Here is a 17,559-nt window from a genome sequence, read left to right as displayed (position 1 = left end):
CGTGCCGTGATCAGCGACGTGCGACGCTCGACCGGCGCTTCACCGAGACTGCGGTCGCGATCGAACCGGAGACGATCAGCGCGGCCGCGAGGGCGAGGAAACCCGACCCGTCGCCGCCGCCGGTCAGCGCCAGCTCGCCAGGTGTCGTGGCTGACGCAGGCGTGCGGGTCGGAGTCGGCGTGGAAGACGGCGTGGGGGTCGGGGTCGGCTCTACGACCGGAACCGGGTTCGCGACATTGGTGAGGGTGAGCGCCACACCGGCTGCCGCCCCGGGGGTCACCTCGTAGGTGCCGTTCCCGGCGTCGACGACCCCGTCACCGGAGATGGTCCACGCTCCCCAGGTCACTCCCTCGACGACGGGAAGATCGATCTCCTCGATCACGAAGGTCGATCCGAGGGGCGCACGCTCACTGACGACCGGCTGTCCGACGGGCACGACCATCGTCTTGGCCGGGACGTCGGACCCCTTGACCGAGTAGCGCACGGTGTACGTCGCCGCTTGGGCCGCAGCAGCCTGAGGTCCGGTCAGCGCCTTCGAGATCGAGAAGCTCGTGTACGTCACACCGGAGCCGTCGCCGCCGCCCGACTCGGTGACCGTATGGGTCGCGGACGTCTCGAACGTGCCGACGATCGCATGGTTGCCGAAGACGTCGCCCTGCACCACCGGACCGTCTGCCTGCGTGTAGTAGAGCAGCTCGTATGCGAAGCCGCCTGCCGGAAGACCGGTCGCTGCGAACTCGAACGACTGCCCGTCTGCCGCGAAGCGCACTTGATAGCTCGCAGGGTCGACGACGCTCCAGTCTCCGACCAGCGCCCCGTTCTCGACCGCGCGCTGGCTCAGTCGCACCTCGCCCGTGTAGCGGTGACCGTCCAGTCCGGCGTCAAGGGTGTCCCTGATCGTGAATGCCCCGTCGGCGACGTACCCGCTCGGGATCCCCACGACCCACTTGAGCAGCCCGTCGGTCTCGGTCTCGCCACCGTACTTGTAGGGCTCCTCCGCTTCCGCCGGGTCCTCCGGAACGACGCCTCCATCGCCAGGAAGATCGACGATCTCGACCGTGTCGCCGAGGTCGAACTCGACCGTCTCGCTTGCCGTCGTCTGCGACGCACGAGCCTGCATCCAGAAGGTCCCGCGGACGTCTTCCTTGCCCGTGACGGCATCCGTCAGTGTGCACACCATCTCAGGGCCCTGACCTGCGGCGACCAGGCAATTCGCCATGATCTCGCCGGTCACGGGGTCGGCGATCGTGAACTCTCCCGCCGCCTGGCGGCTGAACTCCGCCGGCAGCGTCATGCCGAACGTCTCGCCCGCCTGCGCTCCGGCCGGGACGGCCCATTCGCCCGAGATCCGCACGGTCTGCCACTGCACGAGCGGCCCACCGCCGTTCTCCGCCTCGAGCGACAGGTTGCCGATCGCGCCCGGATAGGTCACAGTCGGTGCCGCCGCGGCCGGCAGAGCGGCCCCCAGCATCCCGACCACGCCGATGACCATCCCCACGATCATCGCGACGACTCCCCGGCCTCGCAGCTTCTTCTCCCCGTCGATCGGCTTTCCTCGGCCGATCGTCCTTCCGTACGCGCGCACGGCGGTGTTCTCCCCAGTCATCGTCATCCCCAGTCCGATTTCGAGCCGCTCCCAGTCGCGACTCATCTAAGAGATCAGAAAATGACGATCTGATTACGCCGTTACCGGAATACAGCACCGATATACCGGCACAGCAGGTGACTGCAGACGGGCGGATCCCCGGTCTCTCAGCGCACCGCGCCCGTCGTCAGCCCACCGACGAGCCAACGCTGGAAGAACACGGCGGCGGCGAAGACCGGGATCACGCCGATGAACGACGCCGCCGCGATCTTGCCGAAGTGCGGCGTGCGGTCGCCGTAGAAGAGCGACAGCGCCACGGGGAACGTCTGCGCGTCCACGCTCTGCGTGAGGAAGGTCGCGAGCAGGAACTCGTTGTAGTTGAGAATCGCGACGATGATCCCGATCGCGACGAGGCTCGGCAGCAGCAGAGGGACGACGACGGACCACAGCATCCGCAGCGTCCCCGCGCCGTCGATGCGCGCCGCCTCCTCGATCTCCACCGGCAGACGACGGATGAACCCCTCGAGCAGCCAGACCGCCACCGGCACGTTGACGAGCGCGTACACGAGCGTGAGGCCGAGAAGCGTGTTGTTGAGCCCCATCGATCGAAGAAGAGTGAGCAGCGGGACCACGGCGACGATCGGCGGGAGCAGCCACGGGCTCATCAGGGTCGCTCCCAGCGTGCGCCCGCCGGCGTTGTGGCGGACGATCGCCCAGGCACCGGGGATGGCGATGACCAGCGAGACGACGGCGCCGCCGATCGCGGCGCCCAGGGAGTTCAGGATCGAACGCGGGATGTCGGTCGACAGCACGTCGCCCCAGTTCTCCCAGTGCGGGGCGGCGCTCCACAGGACTCCCGAGACCGTCTCGTCGCGCCCCATCAGCGACACCGAGAACAGGTAGGCCAACGGGACGAGGGTCACGGCGAGCGCCACGAAGAGCACGGTGCTCGCGACGGGCCGCAGCCGGGTGCGTCGCTCAGTCATGTCGGGCCTTTCGTGCGAAGACCGCCACCACGAGGGTCACCGCGGTGACGATGACCGCGAACACGAGGGTGATCGCGGAGGCGCGGCCGATGTCGAACTCCTTGAGAGCGACCTGCTGGATCAGGTAGGTCGTCACGGTCGAGGCCTGACCGGGTCCGCCCGAGGTCATCACGAACACGAGATCGAAGACCTTCAACGCGATGACGAGACGGATGAAGAGCGCGGCGATCACCGTGCCCGCGATCGCCGGCCAGGTGATGTGCCGGAACAGACCGGCTCCATGAGCCCCGTCGAGCGATGCGGCCTCCCGCACCGAATGGTCCTGCGTGAGCAGCGCGGCGTACACGAGGATCACGATCAACGGCGTCCACTGCCACACATCGGCCAGCCCGATCGCGGGGAGCGCCCACGCCGTCGTCGACAGCGGTGCGAGCGACAGACCGGGCAGCACGGTCGCGAGCAGTCCACCGCCGGGGTTGAACACGAGCTTCCACAGGGTGCCGACCACCACCGGTGGGGTGATCAGCGGCAATAGGAGCAGCGTGCGCACGACGGCGCCCGCTCGGGTCGCACGCTCCAGTGCGACGGCGATCGCAACGCCCAGCACGACGCTGACGACCGCCACCACGACGGCATACGCGACCGTCCGCGCGAACGACGCGACGACGTCGGCATCCGCGAGGATCGTCTCGAGATTCGCGGTGCCCACCCACTCCTGGAACGGTCGCCCGAGTGTCGAATCGGTGAAGGCCGCGGCGAGGATGAAGACGAGCGGATACGCACCGAGCACGACGATCGACAGGACCGTCGGCACGGTCAGGAGACGCGCTGCGCCCGGCCGCGCCGGACCGCCCGCCCGTCGCGGCACTCGGCCGGACGCGCGGGCGGTGCGCACGCGGATCGCGGAGGCGTCAGCCAAGGATCTCTTCCCACTCGGCCTGGACGCGGTCGAGGGTCTCCTGTGCGGTACCCCCGTCGCCCGCGATGAGCTTCGCCAGCTCGTCGGTGAGGATCTGCGCGGCCTGCGAGGCGTTCTCGCCCGTGGGCCAGGCGAGCGATCCGCTCAGCGTCGTGCGGTTGACCCGCTGCAGGTCGGGGTACGTCTCGCCGTAGGCCTCGCTCTCGAGCGACGACTCGCGGTTCGGGTCGATGCCGGTCTGCGGGTCGGCGACGATCAGCTCGGAGTTGACCTCGCTGGACGCGGCGTACTCGATGAACGCCTTCGCGAGATCGGTCTTCTCGGTGTTCGCCGCGATCACCCAGGTGAATCCGGCCACCAGCGACGCGCGCGCCTCGGTGTTGTCCCCGCCGACGGGAAGCGTCGTCACGCCCCACTTGCCCGCGACCTTCGAGTCGGGGTTCGTCTCCGAACCCACCCCGAGGTCGGTCCAGTTCTCGATGAAGCCGACCTTGCCGTCGTACCAGGCGCCGTTGCCGACTCCGAAGTCGGTCTCGGCAGCCGTCGGGAACGCGTAGGGCACGGCATCCACCAGCGCCTCCGCGGCGGCGACAGCCTCCGGGGAGTTGATCGTGGGCTTGCCGTCTTCATCGACGAACTCGCCGCCGAAGCCCGCCAGGCGGTTCGCGTAGGCGGCGCCGAGGATCAGCGGCGACTTCTGACCGAAGATCGCGGAACCGTAGACGCCCTCGTCACCCTCGTTCTCGGTGATCGTCTTCACGTCGGCCAGGTATTCGTCCCAGGTCGCCGGCGGCTCGGTGATGCCGTTCCGCTCGAGGATCTCCTTGTTGTAGAACAGCACGTGGGTGTCGCCGTCGAAGGGCAGACCGTAGCGGCGGTCGCCGACCAGCGTGTACGGGTCGTTGATCGAGGGGATGAAGTCGTCCTCCTCGAGCGAGGGGGTGTCGGCGATCCAGTCCGTGAGGTCCTGGATCGAGCCGCCCTCGGCGAGGTCGCCGATCGAGACGTACCAGGGAGCCGCGACGTCGAAGGTGTTGGCGCCCGACTGCTGGTCGAGGGCGAGCGTCGAGCCGATCTCGTCATAGGGCACGATCGTGAGGTTGACCTCGGCGCCGGTCTCCTCTTCGAAATGCTCCTTGAGCCAGTTGCCCGCGCCCTCGTGCGACGTGATGAGCAGCGCGTTCAGAGTCTGGCCGGAGAAATCGCCGTCTGCGCCGGATGCATCGGACTCGGGGGCCTGCGCCGCGCAACCGGCGATCACGAACGTCGCAGCCGTCAGGGCGGCGGCACCGAGAAGGAGGCGGCGTCGGCCGCTGCTCGGAAGGAAGGACATGGGGGGGCTCCTCAGGCGTCGGGTCGGGGAAGCGATCGGCGCTCAGGCTAGGAGGCCCGCGCCGCCCCCCGCATCGCAGGCGTAACAGTTCGTCGTCGTGCGACGCGCGAAGTCATCCGGCGCAACATCGCGCGGCTCGAATGGTTATGGTCGCGAGGTCCCTACCCTCCAGAGGAGCACCGTGCCCAGTCGCATCATCCTGAACGCCTTCGACATGACGTGCGTGACGCACCAGGCCCCTGGGCTCTGGCGGCACCCCGACAACCAGGCCGATCGCTATCACGATCTCGACTACTGGGTCGATGTCGCGAAGACGCTGGAGCGCGGCAGATTCGACGCGATCTTCATCGCCGACGTGCTCGGCACCTACGACGTCTACCGCGACTCGGCGGCCACGGCGCTCGGCGATGCGACGCAGGTCCCCCTCGGCGACCCGGTCGTGCAGATCTCCGCGATGGCCCACGCGACCGAGCACCTCGGATTCGGTGTGACGGTCGCCACGACCTACGAGCAGCCGTACGCGCTCGCCCGCCGCTTCTCGACGCTCGACCATTTCACCCGGGGCCGCGTGGGATGGAACGTCGTCACCAGCTACCTCGACTCCGCGGCCCGCAACCTCGGGCTCGACGCGCTCATCGCCCACGATGACCGCTATGAGATCGCCGAGGAGTTCCTCGACGTGACGTACAAGCTGTGGGAGGGGTCGTGGGAAGACGGGGCGGTGCTGCGCGACCGGGAGGCTGGCGTCTTCGCGGATGCGGCCCGGGTGCATCCGATCGGCCATGAGGGCCGGCACTACCGTGTTCCCGGCATCCACCTCGCCGAGCCCAGCCCGCAGCGCACCCCCGTGATGTTCCAGGCGGGCGCATCGCCCCGCGGGCGCCAGTTCGCCGCGAAGCACGGCGAGGCGATCTTCATCAACGGCCTGCGCCCCGAGGCGACGCGTCCTGTGACGGATGACATCCGCGACCGCGCCGAGGCGCTCGGCCGCCCGCGCGACTCGGTCAAGATCCTCACGCTCGTGACGGTCGTGGTCGCCGCGACCGACGAGGAGGCCCAGGCGAAGCTCGAGGACTACCGCGGTTACGTCTCCGTCGAGGGCGCGCTGGCGCTCTACGCCGGGTGGACGGGACTCGACCTCTCGCAGTACGACCCCGACGTTCCCCTGGAGTACGTCGACACGGACGCAGGGAGATCCGCCCTGTCGGTGTTCACCAAGGCCGACCCTGATCGCAAGTGGACGCCCCGGGACATCGCGCACTACGTCGGCATCGGTGGCATCGGCCCTGTGATCGTCGGGGGTCCGCAGACGGTCGCCGACGAGCTGGAGCGCTGGGTCGATGTCGGTGGCGTCGACGGCTTCAACATCGCCTACGTGGTGACCCCCGGATCGTTCGAGGACATCGTCGAACACCTCGTGCCCGAGCTGCGCCATCGCGGACGCACCTGGGACGACTACCCCGAGGGAACGCTGCGAGGACGGCTCTCGGGCGACGGCTCCCCCGTCGTGCCCGAATGGCACCCCGCGCACTCGTATCGCGGCGCCTACGTCGGCGGAGCGTCCGCTCTCGACGGCACGGTCGGCGGCCCGCTGGTGGATGCCGCGGCCGCGACCCCCGGCGACGGCGCCGATCTCGACCACCTGACCGCAATCACCGAGAAGGAGGACGCCCGATGAGCGTCATCGCAGAGACCACGAACCGCAGCCGGTGGACAGGCACGGCCGATGCCGCGGAGCGCGCGCACTGGCGCGGAGTCGCCGAGCGCGTCGCCGCAGAGCTCGCCACCGACGCCCTGCAGCGCGACCGGGCCAACGACGACCCCACGGTCGAACTCGACCTGCTGCGCGATGCGGGCCTTGTGACGCTGTTGCAGCCGGCCGAGTTCGGTGGCGGCGGAGCGCACTGGGAGACGGCGTTCCTCGTCATCCGCATCCTGTCGCGTGCCGACGCCTCGGTCGCCCAGGTGCTCGCGTACCACTACATCAACTCGGGCAACATCGGCTTCGCGGCCGACCCGTCGGTGCAGGAGGCCTGGCACCGCAAGACCACCGAGGGGCGCTGGGTGTGGGGTGACTCCGTGAATCCGACGGATCCCGATCTCGAGCTGACCGCAGACGGCGACGGATATCGACTGAACGGCCTCAAGCGCTTCTCGACCGGCGCGTCGGCCGGAGACGTGGTGCTGGCTGCGGCGCTGGTGCGCGGCGGCGAGCGCGACGGTCAGGTGCTGTTCGTGGTGCTCGACCACGACCGCGACGGCATCCGCTATCTCGGCGATTGGGATGCGCTCGGGCAGCGCCTGTCGGCGAGCGGATCGGTGCACTTCGAAGACGTGCGCGTGTCCGCTGAAGACGTGCTCGGCGAGCTCGGCGACGAGCCGTTCTCGACGCTGATCACCCCCGGCATCCAGCTCGCCTTCGGCAACCTGTATCTCGGCATCGCCGAGGGGGCGCTCGCCCGCGGACTCGACCTCGTGCGGGCGCGTCCGCGCGCCTGGTTCCTCAGCCAGGCCGATTCGTACCGCGACGACCCGTTCGTACAGCGCGTCGTCGGCGAGTTCGCCTCTCGCATCGCGGCCGTCGAGGCGCTGGCGGACCGCGCCGGCCGCCTGTTCGACGAGGTCGTCGATGAAGGAGATGCCGTCACGGCCGAGCGCCGCGGCGAGCTGGCGATCGAGGTCGCCAAGGTCAAGGTCGTCTCGACCGAGGTCGGCATCGAGGTCGCGAACCGGATCTTCGAGATCACCGGGTCCAGCTCCGCTCGGGCCGACGTGGGACTCGACCTGTTCTGGAGAAACGTCCGCACGCACTCGCTGCATGATCCGATCGACTACAAGAAGCTCGAGGTCGGCGCCTGGACGCTGAACGGCGAGCTGCAGCCGATCTCGCTGTACACCTGATGGTCGCGCAGACGCAGCGGCTCCAGGCCGCACTGGTTCGCTTCCGCCCGCTGTTCGACGAGATCGCGGCAGGCACGGTCACCCGAGAGCAGCGCCACGAGTTGCCGTTCGTCGAGGTCGAGAAGCTGCGGGACGCCGGCTTCGGCAGGCTTCGAGTGCCGGTCGAGGACGGCGGCTTCGGACTCGACTGGCCGTCGTTCGCCGAGGTGCTCATCGAGCTCGCCACGGCCGACTCGAATCTTCCGCAGATCTTCCGGGGTCACATCGCCTACGTGGAGCACATCCTGGCCGCGTCACCGAGTGAGCGACGCTCACGGTGGATCGACCGACTGGTCGGCGGCGAGCTCGTCGGCAATGCGTGGTCGGAGAACGGGGCGGCTGCGGTCGGCACGAATGCGACGCGGGTGGCCAGACGACCGGACGGCACGTGGCGAGTGGACGGTCGCAAGTTCTACACGACCGGCAGCATCTTCTCGGAGTGGATCGACGCGACCGTCGACTTCGACGGCGAGACCGTCACGGCCCTCATCCGGCGACACCAGGAGGGCGTCGAGATCTCGGACGACTGGGACGGCTTCGGCCAGCCTCTGACGGGAACGGGCACGGCAGTCTTCACCGACGCGAGCGTCGACGACGACGACGTCGAGCCGTTCACGTCACGGTTCCCGTATCAGACGGCCGTGTATCAGCTCACCCTGCTGTCGGTGCTCGCCGGGATCGCGGCGGCGATCGAGCGCGACACCGTCGCGCAGGTGCGTGCGCGCACCCGCACCTACAGTCACGGGAGTGCGAACCGCGTGTCCGATGACCCGCAGGTGCTCCAGATCGTCGGCGAGCTGACGGCGACGAGGGCGACGGCCAGAGCGCTCGTGCTCGACGTCGCCCGGGCCGTGCAGCATGCGGCCGACGTGCTCGGCACGCCGGAGACGGAGGATGCGGTCGTCGCGGCGGAGCTCGGGTCCGCCCAGGCGCAGATCGTGCTCACCGACCTGGTACCGCGTGCGGCCTCGCGGCTGTTCGACACGCTCGGCGCCTCCGCCGTGCGGTCGGGCACCGCACTCGACCGGCACTGGCGCAACGCCCGCACGGTGTCGTCGCACAACCCGTGGATCTTCAAGGCGCGCCAGCTCGGCGACCACGCCGTGAACGGTCGGACCCCGGTTTTCGTCTGGGCTGTCGGAGAGTCGAAGGTGCCGGCGGGGAGCGCGTCGCTGCAGAGCTGAGTCGATTCGCGGGTGGCCCGGGATGATCCTGATACGCGCAGGATTAATACTCTAGAATGGATGTCGTTCACACTCGATCCGGCGCTGGAGCCCGATCAGAGCCATGCGCATCGCCGAGAAAGCGCTGCGCACACCGCATGCGGAGGTCCTCAGTGCCGGTTCCCATTTCGTCGAAGCCCGAGCTCAAGCGTCGGTTGTTGAAGGATGAGGCGTACGACGCCATCAGGGATGCGATCATGGACGGCTCCTTCCAGCCGGGCGAGCACCTCGACGACGTCGCCCTGCAGGAGTGGCTGGGGATCTCGCGCACACCCATCCGCGATGCGCTGATGAACCTGCAGCGAGACGGGCTCGTCGAGATCGTCCCGCAGGCGCACACGAAGGTCGTCGACGCTCACCCCGAGGTGGTCGAGGCGAACATCCAGACGCTCGGCGTCGTGCTCGGCGGTGTCGTGCGCGTCACTGTGCCGACCCTCGATCCGGCGGCGAACCCCGCGCTGCGCGCAGTGATCGAGGCGGCCCGCGACGCGGTCACCGCACACGATCGACGCGGGCACATGAACGCGGCGCTCGAGGTGTACCGCGCGATCATCGGACTGTGCCCGAACACCGTGCTCAAAGGGGTGGCCATCGAGACCGTCGCACGACTGACGTTCCAGGTGCAGCTCACGATCGACTCGCGTGAGCCGAACTGGGACCTCCTCGGCGACTGCTGGCAGCGGTTCGACGCCGCGATCACCGCCCAGGACCCGATCGCAGCCGAGCTGGCCTTCGAGGAGATGCACCGCCTGCCGCTCCCCTACGACACGCAGTGGGCTCCGGCCACCTGGGCGACGAAGTAGCCGCCGGCCCCGTCGGCGTCGGCGTCGGCGTCGGTCTCATTCGTTCTGCCCGTCGACCACCGCGCATTCGCGGGCCTCTTCACCGCCCGACCTGGACGTGAGGCGACACCGGGTCAGTTCCTCAGCGACGGCTCAAGGGTGACGACGAGCTTCTGCGCGGACACCCCGACGCGAAGCGCGTCGACCGCCCCCTGAATCGCGGGAAGCCCCTCCCCCACGATGCGGGCCTTCGGATAGGCACGATGACGGCCCGATTCGAGGGCTGCGCCGAGGTAGTCCACCCAGACGGCGGGGCCCACGGGAGACGTCGCGATAGCGCTCCCCCAGACGAACGAGGCTCGGATTCCTCGGGTACGGCTGCGCAGTTGCAGAAGCGCCGTTCGCATTCCGAGGCGCAGGAACAGGCGCATCCGAGCCAGGGAGAGGCCGCGTCGACGGGGCTGTTCGTAGAAGGACACCGGAGGGCTCGCCATCGCGATCCGCGTGGCGCCGGTCGCACGCGCGATACGCAGGCAGGGTTCTGCCGACCCGACTGCGACCGCGAGGATGCCTGCGACAACGGATCCGTTCACCGCCTCGACGATCCGGTCGACCGCCTCGGGGTCGTGGTAGTCGAATGCGGCCTCTGCGCCGAGTCGGCTCATTCGGTCGTGATTCCGGACGGATGCCGTCGTGATGACGCGGTAGCCGGCAGCTCGAGCAAGTTGGATCGCGTTGCCGCCGACAGCGGTCGCACCGCCCCACACCACGACGACCTCATCGCGTGGCTCGGGGTTCCCGAGGCCCGAGTAGCTCAGATCGAGCTGCTCGCTCTCGAAGAGACCGGCAGCCGCCGTGGACACCGCCAGGGGCAGCACGACAGCATCCGCGAAGGCCATGGCGTCCGGCAGAATGGCGGCGAGGCCCGCATCGACAGCGACGTAGGCCTGGAACCCGCTCTCGGCGATCGCATCCCTGCCCTTCTCCAAGCCGATCGCATAACCGACGACGCGATCACCGACCGCGAAGTTCGTCACCTCGGCGCCGACCCCGACAACGGTGCCCGCGACATCCTCTCCGAGGATCACCGGGTAGTGCAGCCAGCCGTACATGACGGCGCCGTTGGACTGGATGATCGCATCGAGAGGGTTCACCGCGACCGCGCGCACCTCGACGAGCAGCTGACCGGGACCGATCCTGGGCATCGGCGCGTCTCGGACCACCAGGTCGGCGTAGGGGGAATCGATCCATGCCGCGGTGTTGCCGTTCATACTCGTCCGTTCTTCGCGTTCGATGACATCTCGTGTCATCACTGTACAGGTGACGACACGTCATGACATCATGGTCAGATGCCACGATGGTCACCGGATGCTGCACTGCGGCTCGAAGCTGCGGCGATACTCCTCTTCGAAGGGCAGGGGTTCTCTGCGACGACGGTGCCGCAGATCGCCGAAGCGGCCGGCCTGACCACTCGGACGTTCTTCCGGCACTTCGCGGACAAGCGCGATGTCCTGTTCCTCCGCGATCGCGAGTTTCCGCACGCGGTCAGCGATTTCATGGCGTCGACCCCTCCCGAGAGCCCGGCGCCGGCAACGGTGCGCGCCGGGCTCGCCGCGGCGGCTCGTGGCATCCAGGACTGGCGGCAGCCGATCGCACGTCGGCACAAGGTCGTCCACAGCGAGCCTGCGTTGCACGAGCGTGAGCTTCTCCAACGCCATCACCTCGCCCGCGCGATCGAGGAATCCCTGATTCAGCGCGGCACCGAACCTCGGCAATCGCACACGCTGGCAGCTGTGGCCGTGACGTGCTTCGACCTGGCGATGGAACGGTGGCTCGAAGGGCCGCCAGATCTTCTGTTCGAAGAGTGCATGGAGTCCGCATGGAACGACATCCGCGACTGCATCGACGGATGATCCGAGGGGCGGCTGATCACAGACCCCGAACATTTTCGTGACCAAACCGTTGCATTCGTTATCTCGCCGTTATAGAGTGATCGCACGGTGAATGTTTGCTGTGGCATACACCGCATGTGATTGCAGGACACTCTTGGTGCAAGGGACAAGGGCCGGTCGGGAGCCTCTCCGACCGGCCCTTTACTGTTGCCAGTACGCTGTTCCCATGACCGATCGCAAGCTCGCCCTCGAGGCATGGGAGAGCCTGTTCCGCGCGCAGCACGAGCTGTTCACCGAGATGAACGCCGACTTCGAGGACACCGATCTCGGCCAGGCAGAGTACGACGTGCTGCTCACCGTCACTCGCTCCCCCGGCATGTCCGCGCGCCTGCGCGACGTGACGGCGAACATGCTCATCAGCCAGCCGAGCGTCTCGCGACTGATCGACCGGATGGTCTCCCGCGACCTGGTCTCGAAGTGCCCCGACCCCGAAGACGGACGCGGCGCACTGATCAGGGTGACCGATGCCGGCGCCAAGGCGTTCCGCAGCATCGCGACCGTGCACGGACGATCCATCGCCGAGCGGATGTCGCGCCTCGACGACGCCGAGCTGAAGACGCTCCGCGACCTGGCCGAGAAGCTCCGGGCTCGCTGACCCTCGCCCTCCGGTCTGCAGCCCCGACGGCCCCTGCGCTTTTCTGGCAGGGTGGAGCGTGAACGCCCGCGCGGCCGCGCCGGCATCCAAGACCGCCCCCTCGGGGGGAACCAGGGAGGTCATCCATGGAGATCGCCGGAATCGTCGGCATCCTGATCATCGTCGGGATCGGCATAGCCATCGCTATCGTCGTCCTTCTCATCCTGCTGCTGTTCGCACGCAGCTGGATCAAGGTCGCGCGCGCCGATGAGGCGCTCGTCATCTCGGGACGCAAGCAGAAGGTGGCCCGCGCGGTCATCGGAGCGGACGGCTCGACCAGAGACGAGATGTCGGAGTCGCCCGTCACGGTCATCGTGAACGGCAAGTCGCTGGTGAACCCCATCACCCAGCGCCACGAGATCATCTCGCTGCGCTCACGCCAGGTCTCGCTCAACGCCGAGGCCCAGTCGCTCGACAGCGTCACACTCAACGTCGACGGCGTCGCGATCGTGAAAATCGGCTCCGACCCCATCCTCGTGCGCCGCGCCGCCGAGCGTTTCGCCTCACAGGACAAGGCCATCGAGCAGTTCACCACCGAGCAGCTCGAAGGTGCGCTCCGCGGCATCGTCGCGACGCTCTCGGTCGTCGAGCTCATGCGCGAGCGCAAGAAGTTCTCCGACCAGATCGCGGCCGACGTCTCGCAGGAGCTCGCCGAGCAGGGTCTGATCCTGGACTCGTTCCAGATCAAGGGCATCACCGACAAGGTCGGCTACATCCAGTCGCTCGGTGCTCCCGAGATCCAGGCGAAGCGTCAGTCGGCGGAGATCTCGCAGACCAACGCCGACCGTGCGATCAACCAGAAGAACATCGCCAACCAGGAAGCCAACCTGGTCGAGCAGACCGCTCTCGACACCAACACCGCCAACGCCAACGCCGGTATCGGCCGTGCGCGCGCCGAGGCTGAGCAGGCCGAGAACCTCGCCCGCGAGCAGGCTCAGCAGGCCGTTCTGCAGCAGCAGGCCGAGAACCGTCAGGCTCAGCTCGACGCCGACGTCAAGCGCGTCGCCGACGCCCAGCGGTACGAGGCCGAGACCCGCGCACAGGCCGAGCTCTACACGCGTGAGCGTGCGGCCGAGGCCGGCGCGATCGAGCAGGTCAAGCAGGCCGAGGCCCGCACCCGCATCGCCGAGCAGCAGGCACAGGCCGACAAGGCCAAGGCCGACGGTGAGGCCGCAGCCGCGATCGCCCGTGCGACCGGTGAGGCCGACGCGCTGCGCGCCCAGGCCGAGGCCGAGTCCGAGGCCCGCCGTCTGCGGGCGAACGCCGAGGCAGACGCCATCCGTGCCGAGGGTGAAGCGCGAGCCGCAGCCGTCGAGGCAGAGGCGAAGGCCATCGCCTCCAACCAGGACGCATTCCTGTCGCAGCGCGTGCTCGATGTGCTGCCGTCGATCATGGCCGAGTTCTCGAAGGGCTACGCCGCGATCGGGAACGTCTCGATCATCGGCGGCTCGAGCGAAGACGGGGCATCGAACGTCGTCGGCGCCGACAGCGCGAAAGCGCTGAAGTCGGTGTTCGACAGCGTCAGCGCAGCCACCGGGCTCGACCTCGCATCGATCATCCAGGGTCAGGCCGTCGGCCGTGGCATCGGCGAGGGCGTGGCCGCGGCATCCGCCCCGACCGCCGCGCCTCAGCGTCAGTCGGCCCCGACCACCCCGCCGCCGCCGGCACCGCCGGCTCCCGCAGCGGAGTAGTCAGCACACAGCACACAGCGGATGCCGCGGCCGAATCGGTCGCGGCATCCGTCGTCTGCATCTCGGGTGTGCGCCGTTCACTATTCAGCAAGGATCACGACGTCCGTGATCCGGGATCGTTTTCTCGGACCCACCGAGGATCGCCGTGCTGAATTGTGAACGCCACACTTCGTCGCGGCAGACTGGACGGATGACGCCCGCCGCCTTCGACCTCCCCGCCATCGGCGCCGGGCTCTCGTTCGCGGCCGCCGTCGATGACCTCTCCGCAGCGCTCGACGCCAGTGCGTCCGTGGTGGTGAGCGCACCGCCTGGCACGGGCAAGACCACACTCGTGCCGCCGCTCGTCGCATCGAGGACGACCGGGCGAGTGATCGTCACCCAGCCCCGCCGCGTCGCCGCTCGCGCGGCCGCCCGGCGACTCGCCCACCTCGACGGCACGCCCCTCGGCACCCGCGTGGGCTTCACCGTCCGCGGCGAACGCTCCGCCGGACCCGAGACGCTGGTCGAGTTCGTCACGGCCGGCGTGCTGCTGCGGCGGATGCTCGACGACCCAGGACTCGACGGCGTGAGCGCTGTGATCATCGACGAGGTGCATGAGCGGGCACTCGAGACCGATCTGCTGATCGGCCTGCTCTCTGAGGTGCGTGAGCTGCGCGATGACCTGACGGTCATCGCCATGTCCGCCACCCTCGATGCTCCTCGCATCTCGGCCGTCCTCGGCACCGACGACCATCCCGCACCGATCGTCGACCACGATGTCCCCGCCTTCCCTCTCACCGAGCGCTGGGCGCCGAGCCCCGTGCCTCGACTCGATGAGCGCGGTGTCACCTGGGGGTTCCTCAATCACGTCGCCGCGACCACGGCACACGCTGCCAGGGAGCTCACCCAAGACGCCCCTCGGGCCGACGTGCTGGTCTTCGCTCCGGGCGCGCGCGAGGTCTCCGAGATCGCCCGGCGCCTCCGCACCGCGAGCGACGCGTTCGATGTGCGCGAGCTGCACGGTCAGATCCCCGCGGCAGAGCAGGATGCCGTGATCCGCGGCCGCGCGCCCGACGCCGCTCCGCGCATCATCGTCACGACATCGCTCGCAGAGTCATCGCTCACCGTGCCGGGTGTGCGCCTGGTCGTGGACAGCTGCCTCGCTCGACACCCGCAGCGCGACGCCGCGCGCGGCATGACGGGTCTGGTGACCACCGCCGCCTCCCGCTCGTCATGCGTGCAGCGCGCGGGGCGCGCCACCCGCCAGGGCCCCGGCACCGTGATCCGCTGCGTCGACGAGCGCACCTACGCGGCCGCTCCTGTGCGTCCGGCCCCCGAGATCGCGGTGACAGATCTCGCGGATGCCGCTCTGCTGCTCGCCTGCTGGGGCGCGCCCGGCGGCGCCGGCCTGCGGATGATCGACCCGCTGCCCGCCCCGAACCTGGCCGATGCGCTCGCCGTGCTCGAGGGTCTCGGCGCGATCGACGACGAGGGTCGAGCGACCACGGAGGGCCGCATCCTGGCGCGCATCCCGACCGATCCGCGGCTCGCCCGCGCTCTCCGCGACGGGAGCCCGGCGGTCGGGGCGCGACTCGCGGCCGAGGTCGTCGCACTCTTGGGTGGTGATCTGCGCATCGCCGAGGCCGACGTCGCCCAGGCGATCATCGCCCTTCGTGGCGGTCGGGCACCGGATGCCCGAAGGTGGCGCAGCGACGCCGATCGCCTCGAGCGTATGGTCCGCCCGACTCCGGGCGTCCGTTCGGACCTCGACGGAGTCGGCCTCGTGATCGCTCTCGCCTTCCCCGAGCGGATCGCCCACCGCGTCGAGCGCACCGCCGAGGGTGCGACATTCGTGCTGGCATCCGGAACCCGTGCAGGCGTGCGCGGTCCGCTGGCAGCGGTCGAGTGGCTCGCCGTCGCCGACGTCGCGCGTGCCTCGGCCCGTGCGGCAGCGGGCTCCGGTGCGATCATCTGGTCCGCGGCCGTGCTCACCGAGGCGCAGATCGAGAGCGCCGCGAGTCACCTCATGACCGACCGCATCGAGGCGGAGTTCGTCGGTGGCCGCGTCCAGGCTCGTCGCGAGCGCCGCATCGGTGCGATCCTGCGCTCCTCGGCACCGGTGCGCGCATCGGCCCAGGAGGGACGGGATGCCGTGCGCCGGGCGATCCGGCGAGACGGGCTCGGCATGTTGTCATGGTCCGAGGGTGCAGACGCCCTGCGCCGCCGTCTGGCTCTGCTGCGACGAGAGATCGGCGACCCCTGGCCCGATGTGTCGGATGCCGGACTGACCGCGACGCTCGATGCCTGGCTGGCGCCTGAGCTCGACGCCCTCGCGGGTGGCGCGCCCGCGAGCCGTCTGGATCTGGCGTCGGCTCTTCGCCGACTGCTCCCCTGGCCCGAGGCTGCACGGCTCGATGACCTCGTCCCTGACCGGCTGGAGGTGCCCACCGGTTCCCGCATCCGCATCGACTACCCGCCGCACGATGATGCGACCGCGCGCCCTGTCGTCGCCGTGAAGCTGCAGGAGTGCTTCGGTTGGGCCGAGACGCCGCGGCTGGTCGACGGACGGGTGCCGGTGCTGTTCCATCTGCTGTCCCCCGCACAGCGTCCGCTCGCAGTCACCGACGACCTCGCCTCGTTCTGGTCGGGCCCGTACTCCCAGGTGCGCGCCGAGATGCGCGGGCGCTACCCGAAGCATCCGTGGCCCGAGGACCCCTGGGCCGCGGTGCCGACCAGGCACACCAAGAATCGCTCCGCGCGGGGCACGCCCTAGTCGAGCAGATGCCGCAGGTAGCGCGGCGGGTCCTGCAGGAAAGAGCGCCAGTGGTTCACGATCTCGAGATCACCCCATTCGGCGGGACGGATGCCCCAGTCGCCCACCTCGAGGATCCGAGCCCCCGGGAGCGCGGCGAGCACCGGCGAGTGGGTGGCGCAGAGCACCTGACCGCCCTCGTCGACGATGCGCTGCAGCACGGCGATGAGGGTGAGCGTCGACTGGAACGACAGTGCTGCTTCGGGTTCGTCGAGACAGTAGAAGCCCGGTTCGTCGAATCGGCTCTCGAGGAGGGCGAGGAACGACTCGCCGTGACTCATCTCGTGGAACGGCACATCTCCCCGCGGCGAGGGGTTCTCTTCGAGGTAGGTGTAGAACGAGTGCATCGTCTCGGCCCGCAGGAAGAATCCCCAGCGGTTGGCTCCGACGCCTCGTTGCAGCTGCAGCCACTCCGACAGCGGCGACTCGGTGGGCCGTGTGCTGTGCCTCGCGAACTTCGAACCGCCCTCGGGCGACAGACCGTAGGCGATCGCGATGCCCTCGACGATCGTGGACTTGCCGCTGCCGTTCTCGCCGACGAGGAAGGTCACCCCGGGAGAGAGATCGATCCCCTCTTTCAGCACCTGCGCCACGGCGGGGATGCTCGTCGGCCAGACCCGACCGGGCTCGGGGGCGTCGTCGCTCGCTCGCACGGCGACGACCGGCTGCTCACGTCGACGACGGCTGCCGGGTGCCCAGATCGATTCCATGGGTTCCTCCTCT

Annotated in this window: 14 protein-coding genes; 8 read left to right on the top strand and 6 right to left on the bottom strand. The window is 69.1% G+C overall.

Features of this window, described 5'->3' with window-relative positions:
- Positions 1–10: 10 nt before the first annotated feature.
- The 4 genes from ASF63_RS14810 to ASF63_RS14795 form a co-directional block, all read right to left on the bottom strand.
- Positions 11–1,606: an Ig-like domain-containing protein gene (locus ASF63_RS14810; protein ID WP_157534387.1), complete on the bottom strand. Its 1,596-nt coding sequence runs from the start codon at positions 1,604–1,606 to the stop codon at positions 11–13.
- A gap of 146 nt (positions 1,607–1,752) precedes the next feature.
- Positions 1,753–2,571: a carbohydrate ABC transporter permease gene (locus tag ASF63_RS14805; protein WP_056515668.1), complete on the bottom strand. Its 819-nt coding sequence runs from the start codon at positions 2,569–2,571 to the stop codon at positions 1,753–1,755.
- Positions 2,564–3,490 carry a carbohydrate ABC transporter permease gene (locus ASF63_RS14800; RefSeq protein WP_235560809.1) on the bottom strand — a complete coding sequence of 309 codons (927 nt, stop codon included), beginning with the start codon at positions 3,488–3,490 and terminating at the stop codon, positions 2,564–2,566. The genes ASF63_RS14805 and ASF63_RS14800 overlap by 8 nt, the downstream gene beginning before the upstream one ends.
- Positions 3,483–4,823 (bottom strand): ABC transporter substrate-binding protein, encoded by a 1,341-nt coding sequence (locus ASF63_RS14795; protein WP_056515665.1) that lies wholly within the window; start codon positions 4,821–4,823, stop codon positions 3,483–3,485. The genes ASF63_RS14800 and ASF63_RS14795 overlap by 8 nt, the downstream gene beginning before the upstream one ends.
- 181 nt (positions 4,824–5,004) lie before the next feature.
- Between ASF63_RS14795 and ASF63_RS14790 the strand changes: the two genes are divergently transcribed.
- From ASF63_RS14790 to ASF63_RS14775, 4 genes are all read left to right on the top strand, one after another.
- On the top strand, positions 5,005–6,501 hold the full coding sequence (locus tag ASF63_RS14790; RefSeq protein ID WP_157534386.1) for an LLM class flavin-dependent oxidoreductase: 1,497 nt from the start codon (positions 5,005–5,007) through the stop codon (positions 6,499–6,501).
- Entirely contained in the window at positions 6,498–7,724 is a 1,227-nt protein-coding gene (locus ASF63_RS14785) for an acyl-CoA dehydrogenase family protein (RefSeq protein WP_056515662.1), read from the top strand. The genes ASF63_RS14790 and ASF63_RS14785 overlap by 4 nt, the downstream gene beginning before the upstream one ends.
- Positions 7,724–8,947, top strand: a complete 1,224-nt coding sequence (locus ASF63_RS14780; protein WP_056515658.1) for an acyl-CoA dehydrogenase family protein — start codon at positions 7,724–7,726, stop codon at positions 8,945–8,947. Before ASF63_RS14785 ends, ASF63_RS14780 begins: the two co-directional genes overlap by 1 nt.
- A 152-nt stretch (positions 8,948–9,099) precedes the next feature.
- The gene (locus ASF63_RS14775) at positions 9,100–9,789 is read left to right on the top strand and encodes a GntR family transcriptional regulator (protein ID WP_235560808.1); all 690 of its coding nucleotides are present in this window, start codon (positions 9,100–9,102) and stop codon (positions 9,787–9,789) included.
- A gap of 113 nt (positions 9,790–9,902) precedes the next feature.
- Here the strand turns inward: ASF63_RS14775 and ASF63_RS14770 are convergent, their stop codons facing one another.
- The gene (locus ASF63_RS14770; RefSeq protein ID WP_056516294.1) at positions 9,903–11,039 is read right to left on the bottom strand and encodes a zinc-binding alcohol dehydrogenase family protein; all 1,137 of its coding nucleotides are present in this window, start codon (positions 11,037–11,039) and stop codon (positions 9,903–9,905) included.
- Positions 11,040–11,117: 78 nt separating this feature from the next.
- Here ASF63_RS14770 and ASF63_RS14765 point away from each other — a divergent pair, with 78 nt between their 5' ends.
- The 4 genes from ASF63_RS14765 (at position 11,118) to hrpB (ending at position 16,797) form a co-directional block, all read left to right on the top strand.
- The gene (locus ASF63_RS14765) at positions 11,118–11,681 is read left to right on the top strand and encodes a TetR/AcrR family transcriptional regulator (protein ID WP_056515653.1); all 564 of its coding nucleotides are present in this window, start codon (positions 11,118–11,120) and stop codon (positions 11,679–11,681) included.
- 205 nt (positions 11,682–11,886) lie between these two features.
- Positions 11,887–12,315: a MarR family winged helix-turn-helix transcriptional regulator gene (locus tag ASF63_RS14760; RefSeq protein WP_056515650.1), complete on the top strand. Its 429-nt coding sequence runs from the start codon at positions 11,887–11,889 to the stop codon at positions 12,313–12,315.
- Positions 12,316–12,440: 125 nt separating this feature from the next.
- On the top strand, positions 12,441–14,045 hold the full coding sequence (locus ASF63_RS14755; RefSeq protein WP_056515648.1) for an SPFH domain-containing protein: 1,605 nt from the start codon (positions 12,441–12,443) through the stop codon (positions 14,043–14,045).
- 190 nt (positions 14,046–14,235) lie between these two features.
- Positions 14,236–16,797 carry an ATP-dependent helicase HrpB gene (hrpB, locus tag ASF63_RS14750; protein ID WP_056515645.1) on the top strand — a complete coding sequence of 854 codons (2,562 nt, stop codon included), beginning with the start codon at positions 14,236–14,238 and terminating at the stop codon, positions 16,795–16,797.
- Here hrpB and ASF63_RS14745 read toward each other — a convergent pair.
- Positions 16,794–17,546, bottom strand: coding sequence for an AAA family ATPase (locus tag ASF63_RS14745; protein ID WP_056515640.1), 753 nt, complete (start codon positions 17,544–17,546; stop codon positions 16,794–16,796). The two genes, hrpB and ASF63_RS14745, sit on opposite strands and share 4 nt — an antisense overlap.
- Positions 17,547–17,559 lie beyond the last annotated feature (13 nt).

It is taken from the genome of Microbacterium sp. Leaf320, from assembly GCF_001423485.1.
In the GTDB taxonomy this organism is placed as follows: domain Bacteria; phylum Actinomycetota; class Actinomycetes; order Actinomycetales; family Microbacteriaceae; genus Microbacterium.
This window is presented reverse-complemented; position numbering and strand designations above follow the sequence as displayed.

Coding starts and splice junctions, on each gene's coding strand:
- ASF63_RS14745 (WP_056515640.1), bottom strand. CDS start 17,546: ATGGAATCGATCTGGGCACCCGGCAGCCGTCGTCGACGTGAGCAGCCG.
- ASF63_RS14805 (WP_056515668.1), bottom strand. CDS start 2,571: ATGACTGAGCGACGCACCCGGCTGCGGCCCGTCGCGAGCACCGTGCTC.
- ASF63_RS14795 (WP_056515665.1), bottom strand. CDS start 4,823: ATGTCCTTCCTTCCGAGCAGCGGCCGACGCCGCCTCCTTCTCGGTGCC.
- hrpB (WP_056515645.1), top strand. CDS start 14,236: ATGACGCCCGCCGCCTTCGACCTCCCCGCCATCGGCGCCGGGCTCTCG.
- ASF63_RS14755 (WP_056515648.1), top strand. CDS start 12,441: ATGGAGATCGCCGGAATCGTCGGCATCCTGATCATCGTCGGGATCGGC.
- ASF63_RS14770 (WP_056516294.1), bottom strand. CDS start 11,039: ATGAACGGCAACACCGCGGCATGGATCGATTCCCCCTACGCCGACCTG.
- ASF63_RS14780 (WP_056515658.1), top strand. CDS start 7,724: ATGGTCGCGCAGACGCAGCGGCTCCAGGCCGCACTGGTTCGCTTCCGC.
- ASF63_RS14760 (WP_056515650.1), top strand. CDS start 11,887: ATGACCGATCGCAAGCTCGCCCTCGAGGCATGGGAGAGCCTGTTCCGC.
- ASF63_RS14810 (WP_157534387.1), bottom strand. CDS start 1,606: ATGACTGGGGAGAACACCGCCGTGCGCGCGTACGGAAGGACGATCGGC.
- ASF63_RS14765 (WP_056515653.1), top strand. CDS start 11,118: ATGCCACGATGGTCACCGGATGCTGCACTGCGGCTCGAAGCTGCGGCG.
- ASF63_RS14785 (WP_056515662.1), top strand. CDS start 6,498: ATGAGCGTCATCGCAGAGACCACGAACCGCAGCCGGTGGACAGGCACG.